The sequence below is a fragment of the Bradyrhizobium sp. Ghvi genome, assembly GCF_900115265.1.
Classification (GTDB): Bacteria; Pseudomonadota; Alphaproteobacteria; order Rhizobiales; family Xanthobacteraceae; genus Bradyrhizobium.
In genome coordinates, this window is sequence record NZ_FOVU01000002.1 from 857,939 (window position 1) to 879,398 (window position 21,460).

Genomic DNA, 21,460 nt, shown 5'->3' on the forward strand with positions numbered 1-21,460 from the left:
CATCACTTCCTGTCCGTGGGGTACGCCATGACAAAACCCCGGAGCCTGCGCTCCGGGGCCAAAATCGCGAGACCGACGCCCTCAGCTCTGCGCGTGACGCGCCATGAAGCTGTCGTAGGCGAGCTCGGCCACCTGGAACCACGCATAGTCGTTGTTCGAGAAGGTCGTCAGCGACTCGTAGACCTTCTTGAAGTTCGGGTTGGTGCTGGCGATCTCGCTGTGCAGCTCCTTCGCCGCCTTGAACGAGGCCTCCATAACTTCCGGCGGGAAGGCATGCAGCTTTGTACCGCCAGCGAGCAAGCGGCGCAGCGCCTGCGGATTGGCTTGATCGTACTTGGCCATCATCCAGTTGTTGGACATGTGGCCAGCCTGCTCGAGAACCGATTGATAGTATTTCGGCAGGGCGTTCCACTTATCGAGATTGACGAAAGCGAGCAGTATCGGACCGCCCTCCCACCATCCCGGATAGTAGTAGTGCGGCGCGACCTTGTAGAAGCCGAGCTTCTCGTCGTCATAGGGGCCGACCCACTCAGCGCCGTCGATCGTACCCTTTTCGAGCGCGGGATAGATGTCGCCGCCGGCGATCTGCTGCGGCACCGCACCGAGCTTGGCCAGCACCTTTCCAGCGAAGCCACCGATGCGGAACTTCAGTCCCTTCAGGTCATTGACCGTCTTGATCTCCTTGCGGAACCAGCCGCCCATCTGGCAGCCGGTGTTGCCGGCCAGCAGCGAGGTGACGTTGTAGCTCTTGTAGAACTCGTTGAGGACTTCCTTGCCGCCGCCCAGCATGTACCAGGCCTGGTTGACACGCATATTGGGACCGAAGGGCACCGACGAACCGAAGGTGAAGGTCGGGTCCTTGCCGAAATAGTAGTAGGAGGCGGTGTGGCCGATTTCGCAAGTGCCGTTCTGCACGGCGTCCAGCACTTGAAGGCCCGGCACGATTTCGCCACCGGCGAAGGTCTGGATTTGGAATTTGTTGTCGGTCGCCTCGGCCACAGCCTTGGCCATCATCTCGGCGCCTCCATAGAGCGTGTCGAGCGATTTCGGCCAGCTCGTCGGCATGCGCCATTTGATTTCCGGCATCGATTGCGCGATCGCCGGAGCCGCGAGCGTGGCAGCACCGGCCGCACCAAGTCCTGTGACTTTGATGAAGTCTCTTCTCTTCATGATGTCCTGCCCTGATGGGTTGTGATTGTGAGCCTTCTTGCCGAGGCTTGGAGCGCAGCATGACCCAAGGTTTCAGGGATTTCCACCGTGATCGCACTGCGGCAAAGAAAAAGCCCGGCCTCGCGAGCGGGGCCGGGCCATTTCGTCCTACGACTTAAGCCGTAGACCCGTACGCGCCGAAGCTCTTCGTCAAACGATTTACGCCGCGACAGGATTTCGGATTAAGCGATCATGAGACCATGCCCCTGTTTTGCCCGACGTGTCAATCGAGCCTGGGAGAGCCTGCCTCTACTGTGCATGGGGTTGTTTTGCGGATTTTGAATGTGCCCGTCACGGCGCTCATGAAAAAGCCCGGCCTCGTGAACGAGGCCGGGCCATTCGGTCTGACGGCGTGAGCCGAAGATCAGCCGCGGGTGCGCGAGCGGATCATGAAGCTGTCGTAGGTATATTCGGCGACCTGCCACCACAGATACTCGTCGGAGCGGTAGGCCTGCATGGCGTCGATCGACTTCTTGAAGTCGGCGTTCTTGGCCGAGATCTCGCCCCACAGCTCGTTGGTCGCCTTGAGGCAGGCTTCCAGAACTTCGTTGGTGAAAGGACGAAGCTGGGTGCCGCCGGCGACCAGGCGCTTCAGCGCCGACGGGTTCTGCATGTCGTAGCGCGCGGCCATCCAGCTGTTGGCGTTGGCCGTCGCGTTGGTGAGGATCGCCTGGTAGTTCTTCGGCAGCGAATTCCACTTTTCCAGATTGGCGAAGGCATGGACCATCGGACCGCCTTCCCAGAAGCCCGGATAGTAATAGTACTTCGCAACCTTGGCGAAGCCGAGCTTCTCGTCATCGTAGGGGCCGACCCACTCGGCCGCGTCGATGGTGCCCTTTTCCAGCGCCGGATAGATGTCGCCGCCGCCGAGCTGCTGCGGCACCACGCCGACCTTCTGAAGCACCTGACCGGCGATGCCGCCGATGCGGAATTTCAAGCCGGACAGATCAGCAACGGTCTTGATCTCCTTGCGGAACCAGCCGCCCATCTGGGTGCCGGTATTGCCGCAGGCGAAGCCGATCACGTTCGACTTCTTGAAGAACTCGTTGCCGAGCTCCTGGCCGCCGCCCTGGTACCACCAGGAGTTCTGCTGGCGCGCGTTGAGGCCGAACGGCACCGACGCGTAGATCGCGAAGGTCGGGTCCTTGCCGACATAGTAGTACGAGACGGTGTGGCACATCTCGACGGTGCCGTTCGAGGTCGCATCGAGCGCCTGCAACGGCGGAACGATCTCGCCGCCGGCGAACACCTGGATCTGGAACTTGTTGTCGGTCATCTCGGCGACGTACTTCGCCACCTGCTCGCCACCGCCATAGATGGTGTCGAGCGACTTCGGGAAGCTCGACGTCATGCGCCACTTGATCTCGGGCGAGGACTGCGCAATCGCCGGCGAGGCCACCGCGGCTGATGCCGCCGCGCCCGCTGCCGACACTTTCAGAAAATCACGACGCTTCATCTTCAGGTCTCTCCTTGCTGGGGTGTTTCCCCTAACTTCCTCTCGACGGCCGCTCGTTCCGGCGACGCGATCCTGATGCGTCAAACCGAAGGGGCTTCGCTGCCGTGGCGTTTAACACGGAAGCCACTTGCGCGGAACGCGACAATGGCATGACGGGGGTCGACGAAAGTCGCATGTCCCCAGACATTGGGCTTCAAGCTGCTGCGATCACGCCCTTGAGCTGGTCGCGGACCTGACCCGCAATGGCGCGATAGATCGCCGCATGGGGGCCATCAGGCTCACTGTCCACGACGGGATTGCCGGCGTCCGAAGTGGCACGAATCGCCATGTGCAGCGGAATTTCACCCAGGAACGGGACTCCGAGCTTTTCGGCCTCGTGGCGCGCCCCGCCATGGCCGAAGATGTCCGATTTCGTGCCGCAATGCGGGCACTGGAAATAGCTCATGTTCTCGACGATGCCGAGCACGGGCACATTGACCTTCCTGAACATGGCAAGTCCGCGCCGGGCGTCGATCAGGGACAGGTCCTGCGGGGTCGAGACGATGACGGCGCCCTTCAGCGGCACGTTTTGCGCCAGCGTGAGCTGGGCATCGCCGGTGCCCGGCGGCATGTCCACGACGAGCACGTCGAGCGTGCCCCACGCGACGTCGCGCAGCATCTGCGTCACCGCCGACATCACCATCGGGCCGCGCCAGATCATCGCGGTCTCTTCCTCGACCAGGAAGCCGATCGACATGATGGCGAGGCCGAAACGCCGGAGCGGAATCATTTTTCGCTCGCCGTCCAGCTCCGGCTTCTCATGCAGGCCGGTCAGCCGCGGTACGGAGGGACCGTAGATGTCGGCATCGAGCAGCCCGACCTTGAGGCCGAGGTCGCGCAGCCCCAATGCCAGATTGAGCGCAGTGGTCGACTTGCCGACCCCGCCTTTGCCCGAAGCCACCGCGATGACGGCGGCGACGCCAGGAATTTCGGACTGCCGCGCCATCGGCGATTGGGCGCCGCCCTGCGCCGGCGGCTTGTGGGCATGGGCCGGCTGCACGCCGGGCGTGCCGCGGCTTGGTTGCGGGGGCGGCGGCGCGGAGCCCGGCTTGCGCTCGGCCGTCAGGGCCACCATCGCCGTGGTGACGCCAGGAATCGCGCGCACGGCGGTCTCAGCCTCGGCGCGGACCGACTCCCAGGCCCGCGCCTCGGCGGCATCGACATTGATCGAGAAGAAGACCTTGCCATCGGAGGCGCTGATCGCGCTCAGCACGTTGGCGTTGGTGAGCGCGACCCCACGGGGCGACTTGATTTTGGCGAGGCTGTCGAGAACCTGTTGCTGCGTCACGCTCAAAGCGCATCTCCTGGAGTAGAGCATGATCCGGAAAAATGTGGTGCGGTCTTCCGGTCAGATCATGCTCAAGACTTGAGGATGCCCCATTAGAGCGGAAACGGCCAAAAGGCTACTGCCTGCCGATATCGTCAGCCATCTCCGCGGGCGCCGCCCCCTGCTCCTGGGCTGCTTCGTAATTGAGCTCGATCATGACCCCGTTGGGATCGTGGACGAAGATCTGCCAGAGGTCCCCGCCAGGCACCTGTCGGGAGTCGAATGTCATGCCTTTGGACGCCAGCCGCTGCTTCATGCCCTCGAAGCCGCGGCTGACGAAGGCGACGTGGTGGACAACGCCGGAATCCGGCTTTTGTGGCTCGGAGGTCGGAGAAATATCGACGAGGTGAACCACCGGCTTGCCCTCGCTGTACATCCAGGCCCCCGGGAAGGCGAAATTCGGCCGGGCACCTTTTTCCAGGCCCAGCACGTCCTCGTAGAAGCGGACCGTCTCGGCCAGTTTCCGGGTCCGGATGTTGAAATGATCGAGCACACCGACACTCACGCCGCCCATCGCCTTTGCTCCCTTGTTTTGAAGTCCTTGAAGTCGGCCATCCTAGCACAGGGGGCCGCCAAACGAAGCCGTTGCCCTCCGCTCTCAAGGGTTTATGGTGCGCCCGTCCGCTCCCGGCGGAACCCTAAATATCCCGGCTGGGCGCCCCTCGCCCGGCTGCAACCGTAAAACTCAAGCTACGGACACAGACATGGCTAAAGTCGCTTTCCTCGGTCTCGGTGTCATGGGCTTCCCCATGGCCGGACACCTCGTGAAAAAAGGGGGCCATGAGGTCACCGTCTACAACCGCACCGCGGCCAAGGCGAAGGAATGGGCGGACAAGTTCGGCGGCAAGACAGCGGCCACCCCGAAGGCCGCTGCCGAAGGCCAGGATTTCGTGATGTGCTGCGTTGGCAATGACAACGATTTGCGCGCGGTCACGATCGGCCCCGACGGCGCCTTTGCCGGCATGAAGAAGGGTGCGACCTTCGTCGACCACACGACCGCTTCCGCCGAAGTCGCGCGCGAACTGGACGCGGCCGCGACCAAGGGCGGCTTCAGGTTCGTCGACGCGCCCGTCTCCGGCGGCCAGGCCGGCGCCGAGAACGGCGTGCTGACAGTGATGTGCGGCGGTGCGCAGGACGCCTATGCCGGCGCCGAGCCGATCATCACGGGCGCCTATGCGCGGATGTGCAAATTGCTTGGGCCTGCCGGAAGCGGCCAGCTGACCAAGATGGTCAATCAGATCTGCATCGCCGGCCTCGTGCAGGGCCTGTCCGAGGGTATCCATTTCGCCCAGAAGAGCGGCCTCGACGTCGCCGCCGTGATCGAAACCATCTCCAAGGGCGCTGCGCAGTCGTGGCAGATGGAGAACCGCTACAAGACCATGAACGAGGGCAAGTACGATTTCGGCTTCGCCGTCGAATGGATGCGCAAGGATCTCTCGATCTCACTGGCCGAAGCCCGCCGCAATGGCGCTAACCTGCCCGTGACCGCGCTGGTCGATCAGTTCTATTCCGAGGTCGAGAAGATGGGCGGCAAGCGCTGGGACACCTCCAGCCTGCTCGCGCGTCTGTCGCGCTGACGTCTGACCAAGCCGTTGCTGCCGTGCTGATCGCGATCGCCGCAATCTTCGTCCTCGCCTACGCGGCGATCGCGCTCGAACACCCCATCGGGGTCAACAAGAGCGCCTCCGCGCTGCTCGCCGCAGGCCTGCTCTGGACCGTCTATGCGGTCGCGACCGGCGACCACGCTCTCGTCGGGCGCCAGCTCGACGAATCGGTCGGCGCCACCGCGCAGATCGTGTTCTTCCTGATCGGGGCGATGACCATCGTCGAGGTGATCGACGCCCATGACGGCTTCGAAGTCATCACTTCCCTGATCCGCACCACGAGCCAGGTGGCACTGATCTGGCTGATCGGCTTCGTGACGTTCTTCCTGAGCTCGATCCTGGACAATCTGACGACCACCATCGTCATGGTCGCACTGATCCAGAAGCTGATCGCCCGTCGCGAGGACCGGCTGCTGTTCGCCTCCCTGATCGTGATCGCCGCCAATGCGGGCGGCGCGTGGACCGTGATCGGCGACGTCACCACGACCATGCTGTGGATCGGCGGCAATATCTCGCCGGTGAAGATCATGGGCGCCGTGTTCCTGCCTTCGCTGCTCAATCTGCTCGTTCCGCTCGTCTTCGTCAGCTTCTCGCTCAAGGGCAAGACCATCGCAGCGCCGCCGAAGGACGATGGACTGCTGGCCGTCGACCGGTTCGAGCGCAATTTGATGTTCTATCTCGGCCTCGGCACGTTGATCGCGGTGCCCGCGTTCAAGGCGGCGACGCATCTGGCGCCCTTCATGGGCATCCTGTTCGGGCTCGGCGTGCTGTGGCTGGTCGGCGAGATCATGCATCGCCACAAGGACGAGCATGTACGCCAGCCGCTCACGCTGGTGCACGCGCTGACGCGGATCGACATGGGCTCGGTGGTGTTCTTCGTCGGCATCCTGCTCGCGGTCGCCTGCCTCGAACATGCCGGCCTGCTGTCGATGCTGGCGCGCTGGCTGGATGCCGTGATCGGCCGGCAGGACGTCATCGTCGTCGTGCTCGGCCTGCTCAGCGCCGTCATCGACAACGTACCGCTGGTCGCCGCAACCATGGGAATGTACGACCTCGGGCATTATCCGCCGGACAGCTTCATCTGGGAATTCATTGCCTATTGCGCCGGCACCGGCGGCTCGATCCTGATCATCGGATCGGCCGCAGGCGTCGCCGCCATGGGGCTCGAGCGGATCGACTTCCTCTGGTACGCCCGCCGCATCGCAGTGCCGGCGCTCGCGGGGTACCTGGCGGGTGCCGTGGTCTACGTCGCGCAGCATGCGTGGATGCACTGAGCACCGGCGTGCGCAGCGCCGGATTAACGCCCGGTTAACGTAATTTTTTAGCTCCTTAAGTCACCTCTTAAGGATTTCTTGCCAGAGATAGACAATGCAGAAGGCCCGCGTCCGACGTGGGCAGGAATCGTTGTTGCCTGATGAGTAACCCCGCTGAAAAGCCTGAGGTAGTGCAGCTTCCGGCCGAGCCGGTCAGCGCTCCATCACCGAGCAGCCGACGGGCTGCCGCGCAGCGGGTGCGCGAGGCGCGCGATAGGTTAACGTCGACCAGCGGAACCCGGCCGGCCTTCGATGCCGAGCTGCTGCGCCAATATGCCCAGACGCGGCTCTCCGCCTCCTATGTCGTGATGCTGCTGGTGGTTGTCACCGGCGTGCTGTTCGGATTGTGGATGCAGCCGATCCCGGCCGCGCTCTGGACCACCGGCATGCTCTGCATCCATGTCGCCATGACCCGCAGCTGCCGCCGCTTCCTGGCCCAGCCTGCTTCGCCCACCGCGACGCGCACCTGGCGGACGCGCTTCGTCGTGCTCGACCTGCTCTACGGATTGTGCTGGGTGGCGATCCTGATTCATCCCGTGCTCGATACGGTCACGGAAACGCTGATGATGTTCCTGATGCTGCTGGTGATCGCAGTGTCGAGCATGCTCGCCGCCAACCTGCCGATCGCGGCCCTCGCCGCGACAGCGCCGGTCGCTGTCGCAATGGCGCTGAGCTTTGCGATGACCGGCTCACTGGACAACTACATCCTGGCCGCGCTCGCGCTCGCGGCCGAAGGCTATTTCGTGCTGCTGGCACATCGCCTGCACTCTTCGACCTTTGCCACGCTGGAGGCGCGCGCCGAGAAGGATGCGCTGATCGGCGAGCTTGAACAGGCCAAAGCGATCTCGGACGAAGCGCGTCACCGCGCAGAAGCCGCCAACGTCGCCAAATCGCGCTTCCTGGCGCAGATGAGCCATGAGCTGCGCACGCCGCTCAACGCCATCCTCGGCTTCTCGGAGGTGATGAAGAGCGAGATTTTCGGCGCGCACGCGGTGCCGGTCTACAAGGAATATTCGGCAGACATCCACAATTCCGGCGTGCACCTGCTCAACCTCATCAACGAGATCCTCGATCTGTCGCGGATCGAGGCCGGCCGCTACGAATTGAACGAGGAGGCGGTCTCGCTGGTCGGCATCGTCGCCGACTGCCACCATCTGATGAAGCTGCGCGCTTCGAGCCGCGGCATCACCATCCACGAAGTGTTCGAGCAGGCGATGCCGCGGCTCTGGGCCGACGAGCGCGCGATCCGCCAGGTCGTGCTCAACCTGCTCTCCAATTCGATCAAGTTCACCCCGCAAGGCGGCGAGATCTGGCTCAAGGCGGGCTGGACCGCCTCAGGCGGCCAATACCTCTCGGTGAAGGATACCGGCTCAGGCATCCCCGAAGACGAGATCCCGGTCGTGCTCGCCTCCTTCGGCCAGGGCTCCAACTCGATCAAATCGGCCGAACAGGGTGCCGGATTGGGCCTGCCCATCGCCAAGAACCTGATCGACCTGCATGGCGGCACGTTCACGCTGAAATCGAAGCTGCGCATCGGCACCGAGGTGATCGTCACCTTCCCGCCCGAGCGTGTGATGAGCGCGCTGGCGCCGCTATCGGAGGATTCGCCGCCGCTGCAGCCGGAGAGTTCCATCGTACCCGAGGAGAAGCGCAGGCCGCGCCACAAGCCGATCATGAGCGCGGGTACCGGCTCTTAACGAGATGCTTGCAGATATGCCCGACGATCCCTCACTATGTCCGTATGAGCAAAGAAACGCCGTGCGTCGCCGTCTGCATGATCGACCCCAGAACCAAGCTTTGCTTCGGCTGCGGCCGCACGTTGCCGGAGATCGCGCGCTGGCACGCAATGGAGAGCGCGGAACGGCTCTCCGTCATGGCGCAGCTCGCTGCGCGCATGGCGGACGCAGGCTTGCAGCCGGTCGCGGGATCGCCGAAACGCCTCTAACCTCCAAGCTTGCAATCGGAGGCGAACAATGATCCGCTTCCTGCTCGTTCTCTCCATACTTGCGGGTACGGCAGGCGCCGTTGTCGCCTACGGCGATCCCGACCAAATCGCGCGCGCCAGCCACAAGGTCTCGCACATGCTGCGTGGACCGGCTGCATCGCCTGCGCCGGCTCCAGCCGTGCAGATCCAGCGCGGCCAGGGTGGCGAGTTCGCGCTGCGTGCCAAGATCAACGGCGTCACGGCGCCCATGGTGATCGACACCGGCGCCACCTCCGTCGTGCTGACGTGGGAAACCGCGAAGGCGATCGGGTTGCCGCTGGAGATGCTGGAATACGACGTCGATCTCGAAACTGCCGGCGGCCATACCAAGGCGGCGCGGCTCACACTCGATCGTCTCGCGGTCGGTCATCTCGTCGAGAAATCAGTACCGGCGCTCGTCGTCCAGCGCGGGCAGATGAAGACCAATCTGCTCGGCATGAGCTTCCTCGATCGCCTGGAGAGCTGGGGCGTGCGCTCGGACACGCTGATGCTCACAGGCTATCCCGAGCTCCAGAGCAGCCATCGCCGCTCGCGTACGGCCGTCGATTGAGGCGCGAGCGGTCGGTCGAAGGTTAGCGGTCCGCTTCCAGCAACCGTCTATCGCCAGTGCTAGTGGTTTGCCGTGCCAGGCTCCGCCATCTTGCGGTGCTGCTTGGCCAGCATCTCGTTCGGCGTAACGTTGGCGACCGCAGTCTGGATCTTGTTCTTGAGCCCGGTGACGATGTCGGCGTCCCCACGCTGCATCGCATCGAAGCCGGCCTTGGCGACATCGTAGGCGCCGTCCTTCTTCTCGGTGCCGACCTTGGTGTCCATCATCTCGGCGCGGCGGAAGAACTCGGTTTCGGTGGCACCGGGCATCAGGCAGGTCACGGTGACGCCACTGTCGCGCAGTTCCTCGCGGAGCGCGAACGAGAATGAATCCAGGAAAGCCTTGCTGGCGTTGTAGACTGCTTGAAAGCTGCCCGGTGTGAAGCCCGCGATCGAACCTGTGATCAGGATGCGTCCGGACTGGCGGCGCAGCATCTCGTTGCCGGCGCGGTGGATCAGATAGAGCGTGCCGGTGATGTTCGTGTCGATGATGCGCCTGACGCGCTGGAAGTCCTGATCGAGAAACGCCTTCCCGAGGCCGACGCCGGCGTTGGCCAGCAGAGCATCAATCTGCCGGTCCCCGACCACGGCGCAGAGCTTGTCGACACCTTCGGCCGTGGCAAGATCGGCCTCGACCGGTTCGACGTTGACGCCGAGCCTGCGCAGATCGACGGCGACCCGCTCGATCGCGGGCTCGTCCGCCGCGATGACAAGGTTGAATCCGGCTTGGGCGCAGCATCTTGCGAGTTCCAGGCCGATCCCGGTGGAGGCGCCGGTGACGACGGCGAGTTGATTGGCGGGCATGGGACGTATCCTCGAGGTTGAGCTGATCACGCCCAATCGCTGCCCTGCGCTCTCGTTCCTATTGCGCGATCCGGTGCAGTGCGAAGAATTTGCGCGCGACGATAGCAACCATCGTTCATTCCTGGACTTAGGATGGCAGCTGTTAGGTCCGGAGGATCGAAGATGAAGGCGCTGGTTTGGCACGGCAAGGAGGATATCAGGTGCGACACCGTCACCGACCCGGAGATTCAGGATCCGCGCGATGCCATTATCAAGGTCTCGAGCTGCGCCATCTGCGGCTCCGACCTGCACTTATTTCATAATTTCATCCCGGGCATGATGCCCGGCGACATCATGGGCCACGAGACCATGGGCGAAGTGGTCGAGGTCGGCTCAGGCGTTGATGGCAAGCTGAAGAAGGGCGACCGCATCGTCGTGCCCTTTACGATCATCTGCGGCGAATGCGACCAGTGCAAGCGCGGCAATTTTTCGGTCTGCGAGACCACCAACCGCAAACGGCACCTCGCCGAGAAAGTGTTCGGCCATTCCTGCGCCGGCCTGTTCGGCTATACCCATCTGACCGGCGGCTATCCTGGCGGCCAGGCCGAATATCTCCGCGTGCCCTTTGCCGACGCGACCCACATCAAGGTTCCCGCCGGCATCCCCGACGAGCAGTTGCTGTTCCTCAGCGACATCTTCCCGACCGGCTGGCAAGCGGCCGTGCAATGCGACATCGAGCCGACCGACACGGTCGCGATCTGGGGCTGCGGCCCCGTCGGACAGATGGCCATCCGCAGCGCCGTTCTGCTGGGAGCCAATCAGGTGATTGCGATCGACTGCCTGCCGGAGCGGCTCAGCATGGCGGAAGCCGGCGGCGCCACCACCATCAATTTCGAGACCGAAAGCGTGGTGGAGCGGCTGAACGAGCTCACCGACGGCAAGGGCCCGGAAAAGTGCATCGACTGCGCCGGCATGGAATCGCATGTGATGGCTTCGCAGCCGGACACGCTGCTCGATCGCGCCAAGCAGATGGTGATGCTGGAAAGCGACCGGCCGCATGTGCTGCGCGAAATGATCTATGTCTGCCGGCCCGGCGGCATCATCTCCGTTCCCGGCGTCTATAGCGGCTTCTCCGACAAGATTCCGATGGGCGCCTTCATGAACAAGGGCCTGACGATGCGGACCGGCCAGACCCACGTCAACCGCTGGACCGACGATCTGCTTCGCCGCATCGAGGAAGGCGAGATCGATCCGTCCTTCGTCATCACCCATACCGTCCCGCTGAGCCAGGGACCGGAGATGTACCAGGTGTTTCGCGACAAGCGCGATTCCTGCGTCAAGGTCGTGCTGAGGCCCTGAAGGAGCAAGCCATGTTTCATTTCTCCAACATCGTGCGCACCGACGGCGACCCGAAGATCATTGAAGGCGGGCGAAGCCTGAAGCGGCCGGCAGACCAGCTGGCCCGCGCGCTCGGCTGGTTCAGCATCGGTCTTGGTGTCGTCGAATTGTTCGCCCCGCGGCGCGTCACGGAAACACTGGGCATGGAAGGTCATGAGACGATCGTCCGTGCCTTCGGCCTGCGCGAGATCCTGGCGGGGATGATGTCGCTGTCTGTTGACAAGAACGCCGGCCTGTGGGCCCGCGTCGGTGGCGACGGCCTCGATGCCGCTGCCCTGCTGTCGGGCCTGACGGCTGACAATCCAAAGAAGAGCAACATCGCCCTGGCACTGCTGATGGTCGGCGGCATAGCGATGCTCGACTATCGCGCCGCGCAGGACACCAAGCCGCGCCGCCCGCCGCGCGATGCGCGGCGCAAGCTCTATCCGAACCGCAGCGGTTTCCCCAAGGGCATCGAGAGCGCCCGTACCGCAGCCAAACAGATCGCAGCGCACGCCAAAGCCTAGCGCGAGAGATATGACGAGGTGAAGCAAGGCAATGAGCATCGAGTCCCGTGACGAGGCAGCGTGGTGGGAATCCGCCGTCATCTACGAGGTCGCACTGATCTCCTTCCAGGACTCCAACGGCGACGGCAAGGGTGATCTTGCCGGCTTGATATCGCGCATCGACTACCTCAAATGGCTCGGCATCGACGCCGTGTGGTTGACGCCAATCTACAAGAGCCCGTTCCGCGACCTCGGCTACGACATCTCCGACTATTGTGCGATCGACCCTGCATTCGGCAGCCTTGAAGATTTCGATCGCCTTGTCAAAGCCCTTCACGCGGAAGAAATCCGGCTGATCCTCGACCTCGTTCCCAATCACACCGCCCATGACCATGAATGGTTCGTCGAGAGCTCCAGCTCCCGCAACAGTGCGAAATCCGATTGGTACATCTGGGCCGATGCAGCCGAGAACGGCGGGCCTCCGAACAACTGGCTGAGCCGCTTCGGCGGCAGCGGTTGGGAATGGTGCGAAGCGCGCCGGCAATACTACTATCATTCTTTCCTGACCGAGCAGCCCGACCTCAACTGGCGTAACCCGCAGGTGCGCGGCGCCATCGCGGACATCATGCGTTTCTGGCTCGATCGCGGCGTCGACGGTTTTCGCGTCGACGCCAGCGCGGTCCTGATCAAGGACGAGCTACTGCGCGACAATCCGCCAAATCCAGACGCCGAAGGCAAGCCGCCGCCACAGCGCCAGACGCCGGTCTTTACCGACGACCGGCCCGAGACGATGAGCTGCATCGAGTTCATCCGGGACGTCATCGATGACTATCCGGGGCGGCTGCTCTGCGGCGAGGTCCAGGGCAAGACCGATCGGATCGGCCACTTCTACGGCAACGACCGGCCGCGCCTGCATTTGCCGCTCAACTTTGCCTTGCTCGATTCACAATGGGACGCGCTGTCCCTTCAAGCAACGATCGATGCCTACTTCAATGCCATTCCGGAGCATGCGTGGCCCGTATGGGTCGTCGGCGGCCACGACAAGCAGCGGATCGCCAGCAAGATCGGCGAGCCACAGATGCGCGTGCTGGCGATGCTGCTAATGACGCTTTGGGGAACACCGTTCCTCTACATGGGCGACGAGATCGGCCGCAAACGCGTTCCCATTCCGCCCGACCGAGTCTGCGACCCCTTCGAAAAGCTCGTCCCGGGCTACGATTTGTGCAGAGATCCCGAACGCGCGCCGATGCGATGGGATGACAGTGCCCGGGGAGGCTTTACGACGGGCGAGCCTTGGCTGCCGCTGGAGCGCCCTGATGGAGCCGTCAACCTCGCGGCACAGCGGCGCGATAAGCGTTCGCTCCTTGCGCTGTTTCGCGCGTTGATAGCACTGCGGCGGGAGCATGCGTGCCTGCGTCAGGGCGATTACAAAGCACTGCGATCGCGCAGTGACGTGCTTGCATTCAGGCGGATCGAGGGTCGGAACGAAATTCTGGTCGCACTCAATATCGCAGCGGAGCCGCGCAACTGGCACTGGCTAGGTCGCGGCCGCCTGCTAATGTCGACGCATCTCGACCGCTCGCCCGAACCGCTGCCGGAAGCTTCCCTCCTGCTCCGCGGCAATGAAGGCGTGATCATCGCGATCGAGGCTCGCTGACACCGGCTGGAACCATCCGCGCATAAAGGAGTCTGATCCACGCCTCCGAGATACCCCCTGCCGGAGGCAGACTGGACGAAACCGCGGCCCCGGCGCCTGCCCCCCGTCAGGCGTCGGGGTGACGGCGCGAGATAGGAGGAGGCCATGAGCAAGACGAATGAACTTGCGCAACGTATCCTCGGCAAGGCGAGGCAGGCTGTCGGCGAGATCATCGGCGACCAGGATCTTCACGACGAGGGCAAGGCGCAAGCGCAGCGTGGCCGCGACGAACGGGACAAGCCGAGCGAGCTCAATCCGCTGAAGAAGCTCAAACAGCTCACGTGAACGCCGTCACGCAACCGGCCTTCCCCGCTCAACGCAGCAACGGGAGTCCGTCCTCCCCCTCCACCGGCCGGCGGCGTTCACGTTGGCTTGCCGCCGCCGAGCTTGGCCTGGTCAGCAGCACGTTCTCGACCGTCGTCAGCCAGCTGTTCGCTGCCCGCATCGGTCGTGACGCCGCGGTCGACTGGATGACGGTCGCCGCAATTCCAGCGCGCGATTGGGCCATCAGCGCAGAACCGACGTGGAACGCGATCCTTGCCGGGATCGCCTTCCACCAATGGGCGGATTTTTCCTGGGCGCTGGTCTTCTTCGGCGTGCTCGGGCGCTGGACCACCGGCTTGCGGCCGCTGACGATCCTGCTGCTCGCGCTGCCCTGGGCCGTCTTCTCGTCAAGCATGGAATGGTTCGTGCTGGTGCCATTGCTTCCGTTCTGGCAACCGCTATTCACGCTGCAACAGCCCTACTGGATCGGCCTGCTCGTCCACGGCTCCTCGGCCGTGATGTATCCGCTGTTCGTCCGGCTGCGCTGGACGCGCGGCCATGCGCCGGAGCATGACGTGCATTTCGCCAACATCTGGATGATGGCCGCGCTGGCCATGATTGCCGCACTTGGCACGATCGCGCTGTTCGGCAGCCATGGCCACGAGCTGCCCTGGGTCGGCGGCGACAGGGATGCAGACCAGGCTTATCTCCGTCACATGTCGACGCATCACGCCCAGGGCATCGAGCTCGCACGGATCGCCGCGGAGCGTGCGCAGGATCCGCACCTGCGAAAGCTCGCTCAGCTGATGGTCGCGAGCCAGCTCGGCGAGAACCGCATTTTCGAGAACTGGTGGCTGAGCTGGTTCGACACCGAGATGCCCGATTGCAGCACGGAGGAACGTGCCGCGATGCCGGGCTTCCTGACGCAAGCCGAGATGCATCAGGTCAAGACCGCTCCATCGGAGCAGTTCGATACGGCCTTCGTGGAGGCGATGAGCAAGCACCACAGAGGCGCGGTCAAGATGGCCGATCAGATGTGGCACGGAAACGGAGATCTGCGCCTGCGCATCATGGCCCACGCCATCCGTCACGAGCAGCAGGGCGAGATCGCCCTGATGCACGGCGCGAACGGTGTTGCCGCGGTCACAATTGCCTTCCGCAACATGCTCCGGGACAACGTCAATTGAACGGCGGCCTGCTACTCTGCGTCCGGCGCGATCACGCCCTTGGAGAACAGGAAGCAGCCGTAGAAGCGCCGCTCGCCGGTGGCGATCACGCAGTAGGCCGTCCTGGCCCTCTCATAGAAGGCATGGCGCTCCACTCCGACCAGCGGCCAGGAGCGCCCCTCGGCGCGGTCGATCACGGCCTGCACCTCGCGCTGCACCGGCGGCACCTCGTGAGGCTGGCCGACGATCTCCATTCGGATCGCCGCATCGTCCACGAAAGTATCAAGCGGCATCACGGAGAGAACGGCTTCGATCGCCTTGGCCGCGCCGACGTTGTCGATGCGTAGCAGCTCGCCGAACGCGGTCTGGCGCGCGATCGAGTCCGCCGGGAAATTGGTGTCGCAGACGACAAGACGATCTCCGTGCCCCATCGCGCGCAAGGCATAGAGCACGTCGGCATTCAGCAGCGGGTTGATGCCCTTGAGCATGTTGTGTCCTTCCCTGGTCTTTAAAATCGCCCGGACTCTGATGGTCCGGCACTCCATATCATAGCGAGCTGACGCAGATCTGCGGCAAGAGATTCGGCGGCCGCAGTTCTATCCCGACGGCAGCGCATCGAGATGGCACGCCACCCATTGCTCGCCTTCGGTCGATCGAAGCTCCGGCTCTTCCGTCCGGCAGCGGTCGAAGACGAACGGGCAGCGGGTGTGGAAACGGCATCCACTCGGCGGATTGATCGGGCTCGGCACGTCGCCGCCGAGAATGATGGGATTGCGCTTGGCTCCGGGCTCCGGCAAGGGGACCGCCGAGAGCAGCGCCTTGGTGTAGGGATGTCTTGGCGCGGCAAAGATCTCCCGGCGTGGCGCCACCTCGACGATCTTGCCGAGATACATCACCGCGACACGGTGAGTCATGTGCTCGACGATCGCAAGATCGTGGCTGATGAACAGCAATGCCAGGCCGAACTCGCGCTGGAGATCCTGCAACAGGTTCACGATCTGTGCCTTGACCGAGACGTCGAGCGCCGAGACGGCCTCGTCGCAGACGATCAGCTCGGGCTCGGCCGCGAGCGCTCGTGCGATGCCGATGCGCTGACGCTGCCCGCCGGAGAACTCGTGCGGCCTGCGGTTCAGAGCCTCGCGCGGCAAACGCACGGTGTCCATCAGCGCCGTCACGCGCGTCTCGAGATCGATTGCGGATTTGGCGAGCCCGAAATTGCGGATTGGCTCGGCCAGGATATCGCGCACGCGCATGCGCGGATTGAGGCTCGAGAACGGATCCTGGAACACGACCTGCACGCGGCGGCGCATCTGGCGCATCGTGCTCGGATGCGCATCGTCGATGCGCTGGCCGTCGAGGATCACCTGGCCCGCGGTGATGTCGAACAGCCGCAGGATCGCGCGGCCGACGGTCGACTTGCCGCAGCCAGATTCACCTACCAGCGACAGCGTCTCGCCACGCGCGATCTCGAACGAGACGCCGTCCACCGCATAAACCCACTCGGACTTGCCGCCGAACAGGCCGGTCTTGACCGGAAAATGCTTCTTGAGGTCGTTGACCTGCAGCAGCGGGGTGCTCATGCCGCGACGGCTCCCTTGGCGGCGTAGTGGCAGGCCGCGATGTGGCGCGGCCCCTTTTCTTCGAGACCGGGAGCATGTTGCCGGCAAAGATCGGTCGCGATCGCGCAGCGGCCCGCGAACACGCAGCCGGTGATCGGCTTGCGCAGATCAGGCACCTGCCCTGGAATTTCAGCGAGCCGCGTCGCGGTGCCCGCCAGCGACGAGCCCAGCTTCGGCACGGCGCCGAGCAGCCCCTGCGTATAAGGATGCCGCGGCGAACGAAACAGCTCGGCCACCGGCGCCTCCTCGACCTTGCGGCCGGCATACATCACCATGACGCGCTCGGCGATCTCGGCAACCACGCCGAGATCGTGGGTGATCAGGATGATCGCGGCACCGACGCGGCGCTTCAGGTCGAGCATCAGCTTCAGTATCTGCGCCTGGATGGTGACGTCGAGCGCGGTGGTCGGCTCATCCGCGATCAGGAGCTTGGGATTGCACGCCAGCGCCATCGCGATCATGACGCGTTGGCGCATGCCGCCGGAGAGCTGGTGCGGATATTCGCGCACGCGCCGCCGCGGCTCGGGGATACCAACCAAAGTCAGCATCTCGACCGCGCGCGCTTCGGCCGCCTGCTTGTCGAGGCCCTGATGCAACATCAGCGTCTCACGGATCTGGCGGCCGACGGTCAGGACCGGGTTGAGGCTCGTCATCGGCTCCTGAAAGATCATCGAGATGTCGTTGCCGCGGATGTCGCGCATCTCGCGGTCGGACAGCCGCAGGAGGTCCCTGCCGGCGAAGCGGATCGCGCCGGCGATCCGGCCCGGCGGCTCCGGGATCAGCCGCATCAGCGACATCGAGGTCACCGATTTGCCGCAGCCGGATTCGCCGACGATGGCGAGCGTCTCGCCCTCGTTGACATGGAAGGAGACGCCGTCCACCGCGCGGTTGATACCGCTGGGAGTGCGGAAGTGGGTCTGGAGGTTTTCGACTTCGAGCAACGCCATCGCAATCAGCCTCGGCTCGTCACAGGCGCTTGGCCATGCGCGGATCGAGCGCATCGCGAAGGCCATCGCCGAGCAGGTTCACGGCGAGCACGGTGATGGAGAGGAACGCCGCCGGGAAGAACACGATGTAGGGCTTGACCTGCCACAGCGCGCGGCCCTCGGCCATGATATTACCCCAGGACGGAATGGTCGGCGGCGTGCCCGCACCGATGAAGGACAGGATCGCCTCGGTGATCATGGCGCTGGCGCAAATGTAAGTCGCCTGCACCAGCATCGGCGCGACCGTGTTGGGCAGGATGTGGCGCAGGATGATCATCGGCGTGCGCGTGCCGCAGGCGACCGCCGCATCCACATAGGGCTGCTCGCGCAGCGACAGCACCACGCTGCGGACGAGGCGCGACACGCGCGGGATTTCGGCGACGGTGATGGCAAGGATGACATTGCCGACGCTGCCGCGCGTCAGCGCCATCAGCGCGATCGCCAGCAGGATCGGCGGGATCGACATCAATCCATCCATGAACCGCATCAAGATGCCGTCGGCCCAGCGGACGAATCCAGAGACCATACCGATGGCGAGACCCGCGGCGGATGCGAGGATGGCAACCGAGAGCCCGACGGTAAGCGAGACCCGCGCGCCGAACAGCACGCGGGAGTAGATGTCGCGGCCCAGCACGTCGGTGCCGAACCAGAACGCCGCTGATGGTGCCCTTGTGCGCTTGGCAGGCGCCAGCGCGGTCGGATCGACCGTCCAGAGATACGGCGCAAAGATCGCGATCAAGACCAGCGCCAGCAACAGCGCGCCGCCGATCGCAACGGTGGGATGGCCGCGCAGGAAGCCGATGAAGCCGCGCCGGATTGTGACGGGCCGGAGGATGTCCGGCAGCTGCGGCGCGAGCACCAGGCCGGCCGGGAGCGCCTGCGGATTGACAATCGTGTCGGTCAATAGCGGATCCTCGGGTCAACGAGCGTATAGGTGACGTCGATCATCAGATTGACGAGGACGTAGACGAAGCTGAACAGCAGCACGATGCCCTGGATGACGGGATAGTCGCGGCGCAGGATCGCATCGATCGTAAGACGGCCGAGACCAGGGATCGCGAACACGCTCTCCGTCACGACAGCGCCGCCGATCAGAAGCGCAATGCCGATCCCGATCACCGTCACGATCGGCACAGCTGCGTTCTTCAGCGCATGAACGAACAGGATGCCGCCCTGCCCCAAGCCCTTGGCGCGCGCAGTGCGGATATAATCCTGCTGCAGCACTTCGAGCATGGCCGCGCGGGTGATGCGCGCGACCAGCGCGATATAGACGCAGCCAAGCGCGATCGCCGGCAGGATCAAATTCTCCAGCCAGGGCCAGACGCCCTGGCTCAGCGGCGTATAGCCCTGCACCGGAAGCCATTCGAGCTCGAGTGCGAAGATATAAGCGAGCATGTAGCCGACGACGAAGACCGGCAGCGAGAAGCCGAACACGGCGAAGCCCATGATGGCCCGATCGATCAAGCTGCCGGCCTTCCACGCCGCCACGACGCCAAGCGGCACCGCGACCACGATCGTCAGCAGCAGCGTGACCATCATCAGCGACAGCGTCGGCCCGAGGCGCTGCCCGATCATCGTCGAGACCGGCAGGTTGGTGAAGATCGAGGTGCCGAGATCGCCGTGGAGGATGCGCCAGACCCAGCTGCCGAACTGGATCAGGAATGGACGGTCGAGGCCGAGACTCTGGCGAATGCGCTCCACATCCTCCGGGCTCGCCTGGTCGCCCGCGATCACCACGGCGGGATCACCCGGCGCGATATAGAGCAGGCTGAACACGAACAATGCAACAATCGCCATCACCGGCAAGGTGGCGACGATGCGCCGGAGGATATAGGAGAGCATCTGGCCTCAGCGCGAGATCATGCGGTCTTCGATACGCCCCAGAAGAACGGCAGCGGTCCCTTGGTGATGCCCGAGACGTTCTTGCGCCAGGCGGTGTAGGTCAGGAAGAAGCCGGTCGGCGCGTAGACGACGTCATCGAGCGCCGCCTTGTTGAGCCGGCCGACCGCAGCCTTCTCCTCGTCGAGGTTCTTGGCGTCGAACCAGGCCGTGACCTCCTTCTCGGTATTGGGACTGTTGGGCCAGCCAAACCAGGCCTTGTCGCCATTGGCGCGAATGGCGGTATAGGGCGCGGGATTGATGCAGTCCGCGCCCGCATGCCAGGTGTGGAACATGTTCCAGCCGCCCTGTCCCGGCGGCGTTTTCTGTGCGCGACGCGAGCCGACCGTGCCCCAATCGGTGGCGACGAAATCGACATTCATCCCGAGCTTCTTGAGCAGATCCGCCGTGACGTCGCCCTGCGCCTTGGTAATGGGCTGATCCTGCGCCACGAGGCAGGTCACCGGCTGGCCGGAATAGCCGCTCTCGGCGAGCAGCTTCTTGGCCGCATCCAGATCGCGCTTGCCCTTGAGAATCTCGCCGCCCATTTCGCTGTAGAGCGGCGTGTCGGGCGTGAAGAAGCCGGGCAGCGGTTTCCAGAGCGCGTCGTCATCGCCGACGATCGCGCGCATATAGTCTTCCTGGCTCAGCGCCATCAGCACCGCGCGCCGCGCCCGCACGTCGTTGAACGGGGCGAACAGATGGTTCATGCGGAACGAGCCGACATTGCCGAGGGGATCGCCGATATCGACGCTGATGTTCTTGTTGTTCTTCAGCACAGGCACGAGATCGGCGATCGGGTTCTCCCACCAATCGACCTCCCCGTTCTGCAAGGCTGCGGCAGCGGTTGCCGGATCCGGCATCACCAGCCACTCGACGCGATCGATCAGGATCTGCTTGCCGCCGGCAAGCCACGAAGCCTTCTCCTGTCGCGGCACGTAATCGGCAAATTTCTCGAACACCGATTTGGCGCCGGGCACCCATTCGCTCTTGACGAATTTCATCGGCCCGGAGCCGACATAGTCGGAGATCTGCTTGAACGGATCGGTCTTGGCGATGCGTTCGGGCATGATGAAGGCGCAGGGCGAATTGTTCTTCGCCAGCGCGTAGAGCATTTTCGGGAAAGGCTGCTTCAACACCCATTTGAAGGTGCGGTCGTCGACAGCGCTCAACTCCTGCTGGATTGCAAGGATCATCAGGCCCATCGGATCGCGCGCGGCCCAGCGCGAAAGGCTTGCGACGACATCCTTGCTCAGCACCGGCTCGCCATCGTGGAATTTAAGTCCCGACCGCAGCTTGAACGTCCAGATCTTGCCGTCGTCCGAGGTCTCCTCGGATTCGACCATCTGGCGCTGCGGCTGAAGCTTTGCATCGACGCCGTAAAGCGTATCCCAGACCAGCGCCGCCGCGTTGCGCACGACATATTGGGTGCCCCAGATCGGATCGAAATTGGCGAGATTGGCCTGCGGCACGAAACGCAGGGTGCGCGCCGCTGCGCCCTGGGCAATCGCCGGGGCCGATAGGCCGGTCAATGCCAGGCCGCCCGCGCCGGCCAGTCCCTTCAATACGGTCCTGCGATCCATGAAATCCTCCCAGTAATGCCGTGATGCCGGCCGTTCATTGGCCAAGGGCAGGTGAAACCTAGCCCGTTAGCGTGCAAATGGT

Annotated in this window: 21 protein-coding genes; 10 read left to right on the top strand and 11 right to left on the bottom strand. The window is 64.0% G+C overall.

Annotated elements, in window-relative coordinates:
* Positions 1-81: 81 nt before the first annotated feature.
* From BM374_RS10910 to BM374_RS10925, 4 genes are all read right to left on the bottom strand, one after another.
* Complete coding sequence (locus tag BM374_RS10910; protein ID WP_092291705.1) at positions 82-1,170, bottom strand: TRAP transporter substrate-binding protein; 1,089 nt, start codon at positions 1,168-1,170, stop codon at positions 82-84.
* A 403-nt stretch (positions 1,171-1,573) separates the two neighbouring features.
* Positions 1,574-2,665 carry a TRAP transporter substrate-binding protein gene (locus BM374_RS10915; RefSeq protein ID WP_092291707.1) on the bottom strand — a complete coding sequence of 364 codons (1,092 nt, stop codon included), beginning with the start codon at positions 2,663-2,665 and terminating at the stop codon, positions 1,574-1,576.
* A gap of 193 nt (positions 2,666-2,858) precedes the next feature.
* Complete coding sequence (locus tag BM374_RS10920; protein WP_177248214.1) at positions 2,859-3,998, bottom strand: Mrp/NBP35 family ATP-binding protein; 1,140 nt, start codon at positions 3,996-3,998, stop codon at positions 2,859-2,861.
* Between the two features lie 109 nt (positions 3,999-4,107).
* On the bottom strand, positions 4,108-4,545 hold the full coding sequence (locus tag BM374_RS10925; protein ID WP_092291711.1) for a VOC family protein: 438 nt from the start codon (positions 4,543-4,545) through the stop codon (positions 4,108-4,110).
* Between the two features lie 130 nt (positions 4,546-4,675).
* On the opposite strand from BM374_RS10925, the gene BM374_RS10930 reads away from it, so the two are divergent.
* The 5 genes from BM374_RS10930 (at position 4,676) to BM374_RS10950 (ending at position 9,482) form a co-directional block, all read left to right on the top strand.
* A complete protein-coding gene (locus tag BM374_RS10930; RefSeq protein ID WP_283807077.1) occupies positions 4,676-5,608 on the top strand; it encodes an NAD(P)-dependent oxidoreductase in 933 nt (310 codons plus the stop codon).
* 23 nt (positions 5,609-5,631) lie between these two features.
* Positions 5,632-6,909, top strand: a complete 1,278-nt coding sequence (gene nhaD, locus BM374_RS10935; protein WP_092291715.1) for a sodium:proton antiporter NhaD — start codon at positions 5,632-5,634, stop codon at positions 6,907-6,909.
* 140 nt (positions 6,910-7,049) lie between these two features.
* On the top strand, positions 7,050-8,645 hold the full coding sequence (locus BM374_RS10940; protein WP_092291717.1) for a sensor histidine kinase: 1,596 nt from the start codon (positions 7,050-7,052) through the stop codon (positions 8,643-8,645).
* A gap of 44 nt (positions 8,646-8,689) precedes the next feature.
* Positions 8,690-8,893, top strand: coding sequence for a DUF1289 domain-containing protein (locus tag BM374_RS10945; RefSeq protein ID WP_092291719.1), 204 nt, complete (start codon positions 8,690-8,692; stop codon positions 8,891-8,893).
* A gap of 28 nt (positions 8,894-8,921) precedes the next feature.
* Positions 8,922-9,482 carry a TIGR02281 family clan AA aspartic protease gene (locus BM374_RS10950; protein WP_092291720.1) on the top strand — a complete coding sequence of 187 codons (561 nt, stop codon included), beginning with the start codon at positions 8,922-8,924 and terminating at the stop codon, positions 9,480-9,482.
* A gap of 59 nt (positions 9,483-9,541) precedes the next feature.
* Here the strand turns inward: BM374_RS10950 and BM374_RS10955 are convergent, their stop codons facing one another.
* On the bottom strand, positions 9,542-10,324 hold the full coding sequence (locus BM374_RS10955) for an SDR family NAD(P)-dependent oxidoreductase (protein WP_092291723.1): 783 nt from the start codon (positions 10,322-10,324) through the stop codon (positions 9,542-9,544).
* A gap of 162 nt (positions 10,325-10,486) precedes the next feature.
* Between BM374_RS10955 and BM374_RS10960 the strand changes: the two genes are divergently transcribed.
* From BM374_RS10960 to BM374_RS10980, 5 genes are all read left to right on the top strand, one after another.
* Positions 10,487-11,662 (top strand): zinc-dependent alcohol dehydrogenase, encoded by a 1,176-nt coding sequence (locus BM374_RS10960; RefSeq protein WP_092291725.1) that lies wholly within the window; start codon positions 10,487-10,489, stop codon positions 11,660-11,662.
* A gap of 11 nt (positions 11,663-11,673) precedes the next feature.
* The gene (locus BM374_RS10965; RefSeq protein ID WP_092291727.1) at positions 11,674-12,207 is read left to right on the top strand and encodes a hypothetical protein; all 534 of its coding nucleotides are present in this window, start codon (positions 11,674-11,676) and stop codon (positions 12,205-12,207) included.
* Between the two features lie 31 nt (positions 12,208-12,238).
* Positions 12,239-13,843, top strand: a complete 1,605-nt coding sequence (locus BM374_RS10970; protein WP_092291729.1) for an alpha-amylase family glycosyl hydrolase — start codon at positions 12,239-12,241, stop codon at positions 13,841-13,843.
* A 144-nt stretch (positions 13,844-13,987) separates the two neighbouring features.
* On the top strand, positions 13,988-14,167 hold the full coding sequence (locus BM374_RS10975) for a CsbD family protein (RefSeq protein WP_092291731.1): 180 nt from the start codon (positions 13,988-13,990) through the stop codon (positions 14,165-14,167).
* 107 nt (positions 14,168-14,274) lie between these two features.
* Positions 14,275-15,333, top strand: a complete 1,059-nt coding sequence (locus tag BM374_RS10980) for a DUF305 domain-containing protein (RefSeq protein WP_349509988.1) — start codon at positions 14,275-14,277, stop codon at positions 15,331-15,333.
* 11 nt (positions 15,334-15,344) lie between these two features.
* Here BM374_RS10980 and BM374_RS10985 read toward each other — a convergent pair whose 3' ends face one another.
* The 6 genes from BM374_RS10985 to BM374_RS11010 all read right to left on the bottom strand — a co-directional run bounded on the left by BM374_RS10985 (position 15,345) and on the right by BM374_RS11010 (position 21,378).
* Positions 15,345-15,800, bottom strand: a complete 456-nt coding sequence (locus BM374_RS10985; RefSeq protein ID WP_092291735.1) for an RbsD/FucU family protein — start codon at positions 15,798-15,800, stop codon at positions 15,345-15,347.
* A 108-nt stretch (positions 15,801-15,908) separates the two neighbouring features.
* Positions 15,909-16,892 (bottom strand): ABC transporter ATP-binding protein, encoded by a 984-nt coding sequence (locus BM374_RS10990; RefSeq protein ID WP_092291737.1) that lies wholly within the window; start codon positions 16,890-16,892, stop codon positions 15,909-15,911.
* Positions 16,889-17,878 carry an ABC transporter ATP-binding protein gene (locus tag BM374_RS10995; RefSeq protein WP_177248215.1) on the bottom strand — a complete coding sequence of 330 codons (990 nt, stop codon included), beginning with the start codon at positions 17,876-17,878 and terminating at the stop codon, positions 16,889-16,891. The genes BM374_RS10990 and BM374_RS10995 overlap by 4 nt, the downstream gene beginning before the upstream one ends.
* Before the next feature lie 19 nt (positions 17,879-17,897).
* Entirely contained in the window at positions 17,898-18,821 is a 924-nt protein-coding gene (locus tag BM374_RS11000) for an ABC transporter permease (RefSeq protein ID WP_092291739.1), read from the bottom strand.
* Entirely contained in the window at positions 18,818-19,759 is a 942-nt protein-coding gene (locus tag BM374_RS11005) for an ABC transporter permease (RefSeq protein WP_092291741.1), read from the bottom strand. The genes BM374_RS11000 and BM374_RS11005 overlap by 4 nt, the downstream gene beginning before the upstream one ends.
* Before the next feature lie 17 nt (positions 19,760-19,776).
* Entirely contained in the window at positions 19,777-21,378 is a 1,602-nt protein-coding gene (locus BM374_RS11010; protein ID WP_092291743.1) for an ABC transporter substrate-binding protein, read from the bottom strand.
* Between the last annotated feature and the right edge of the window lie 82 nt (positions 21,379-21,460).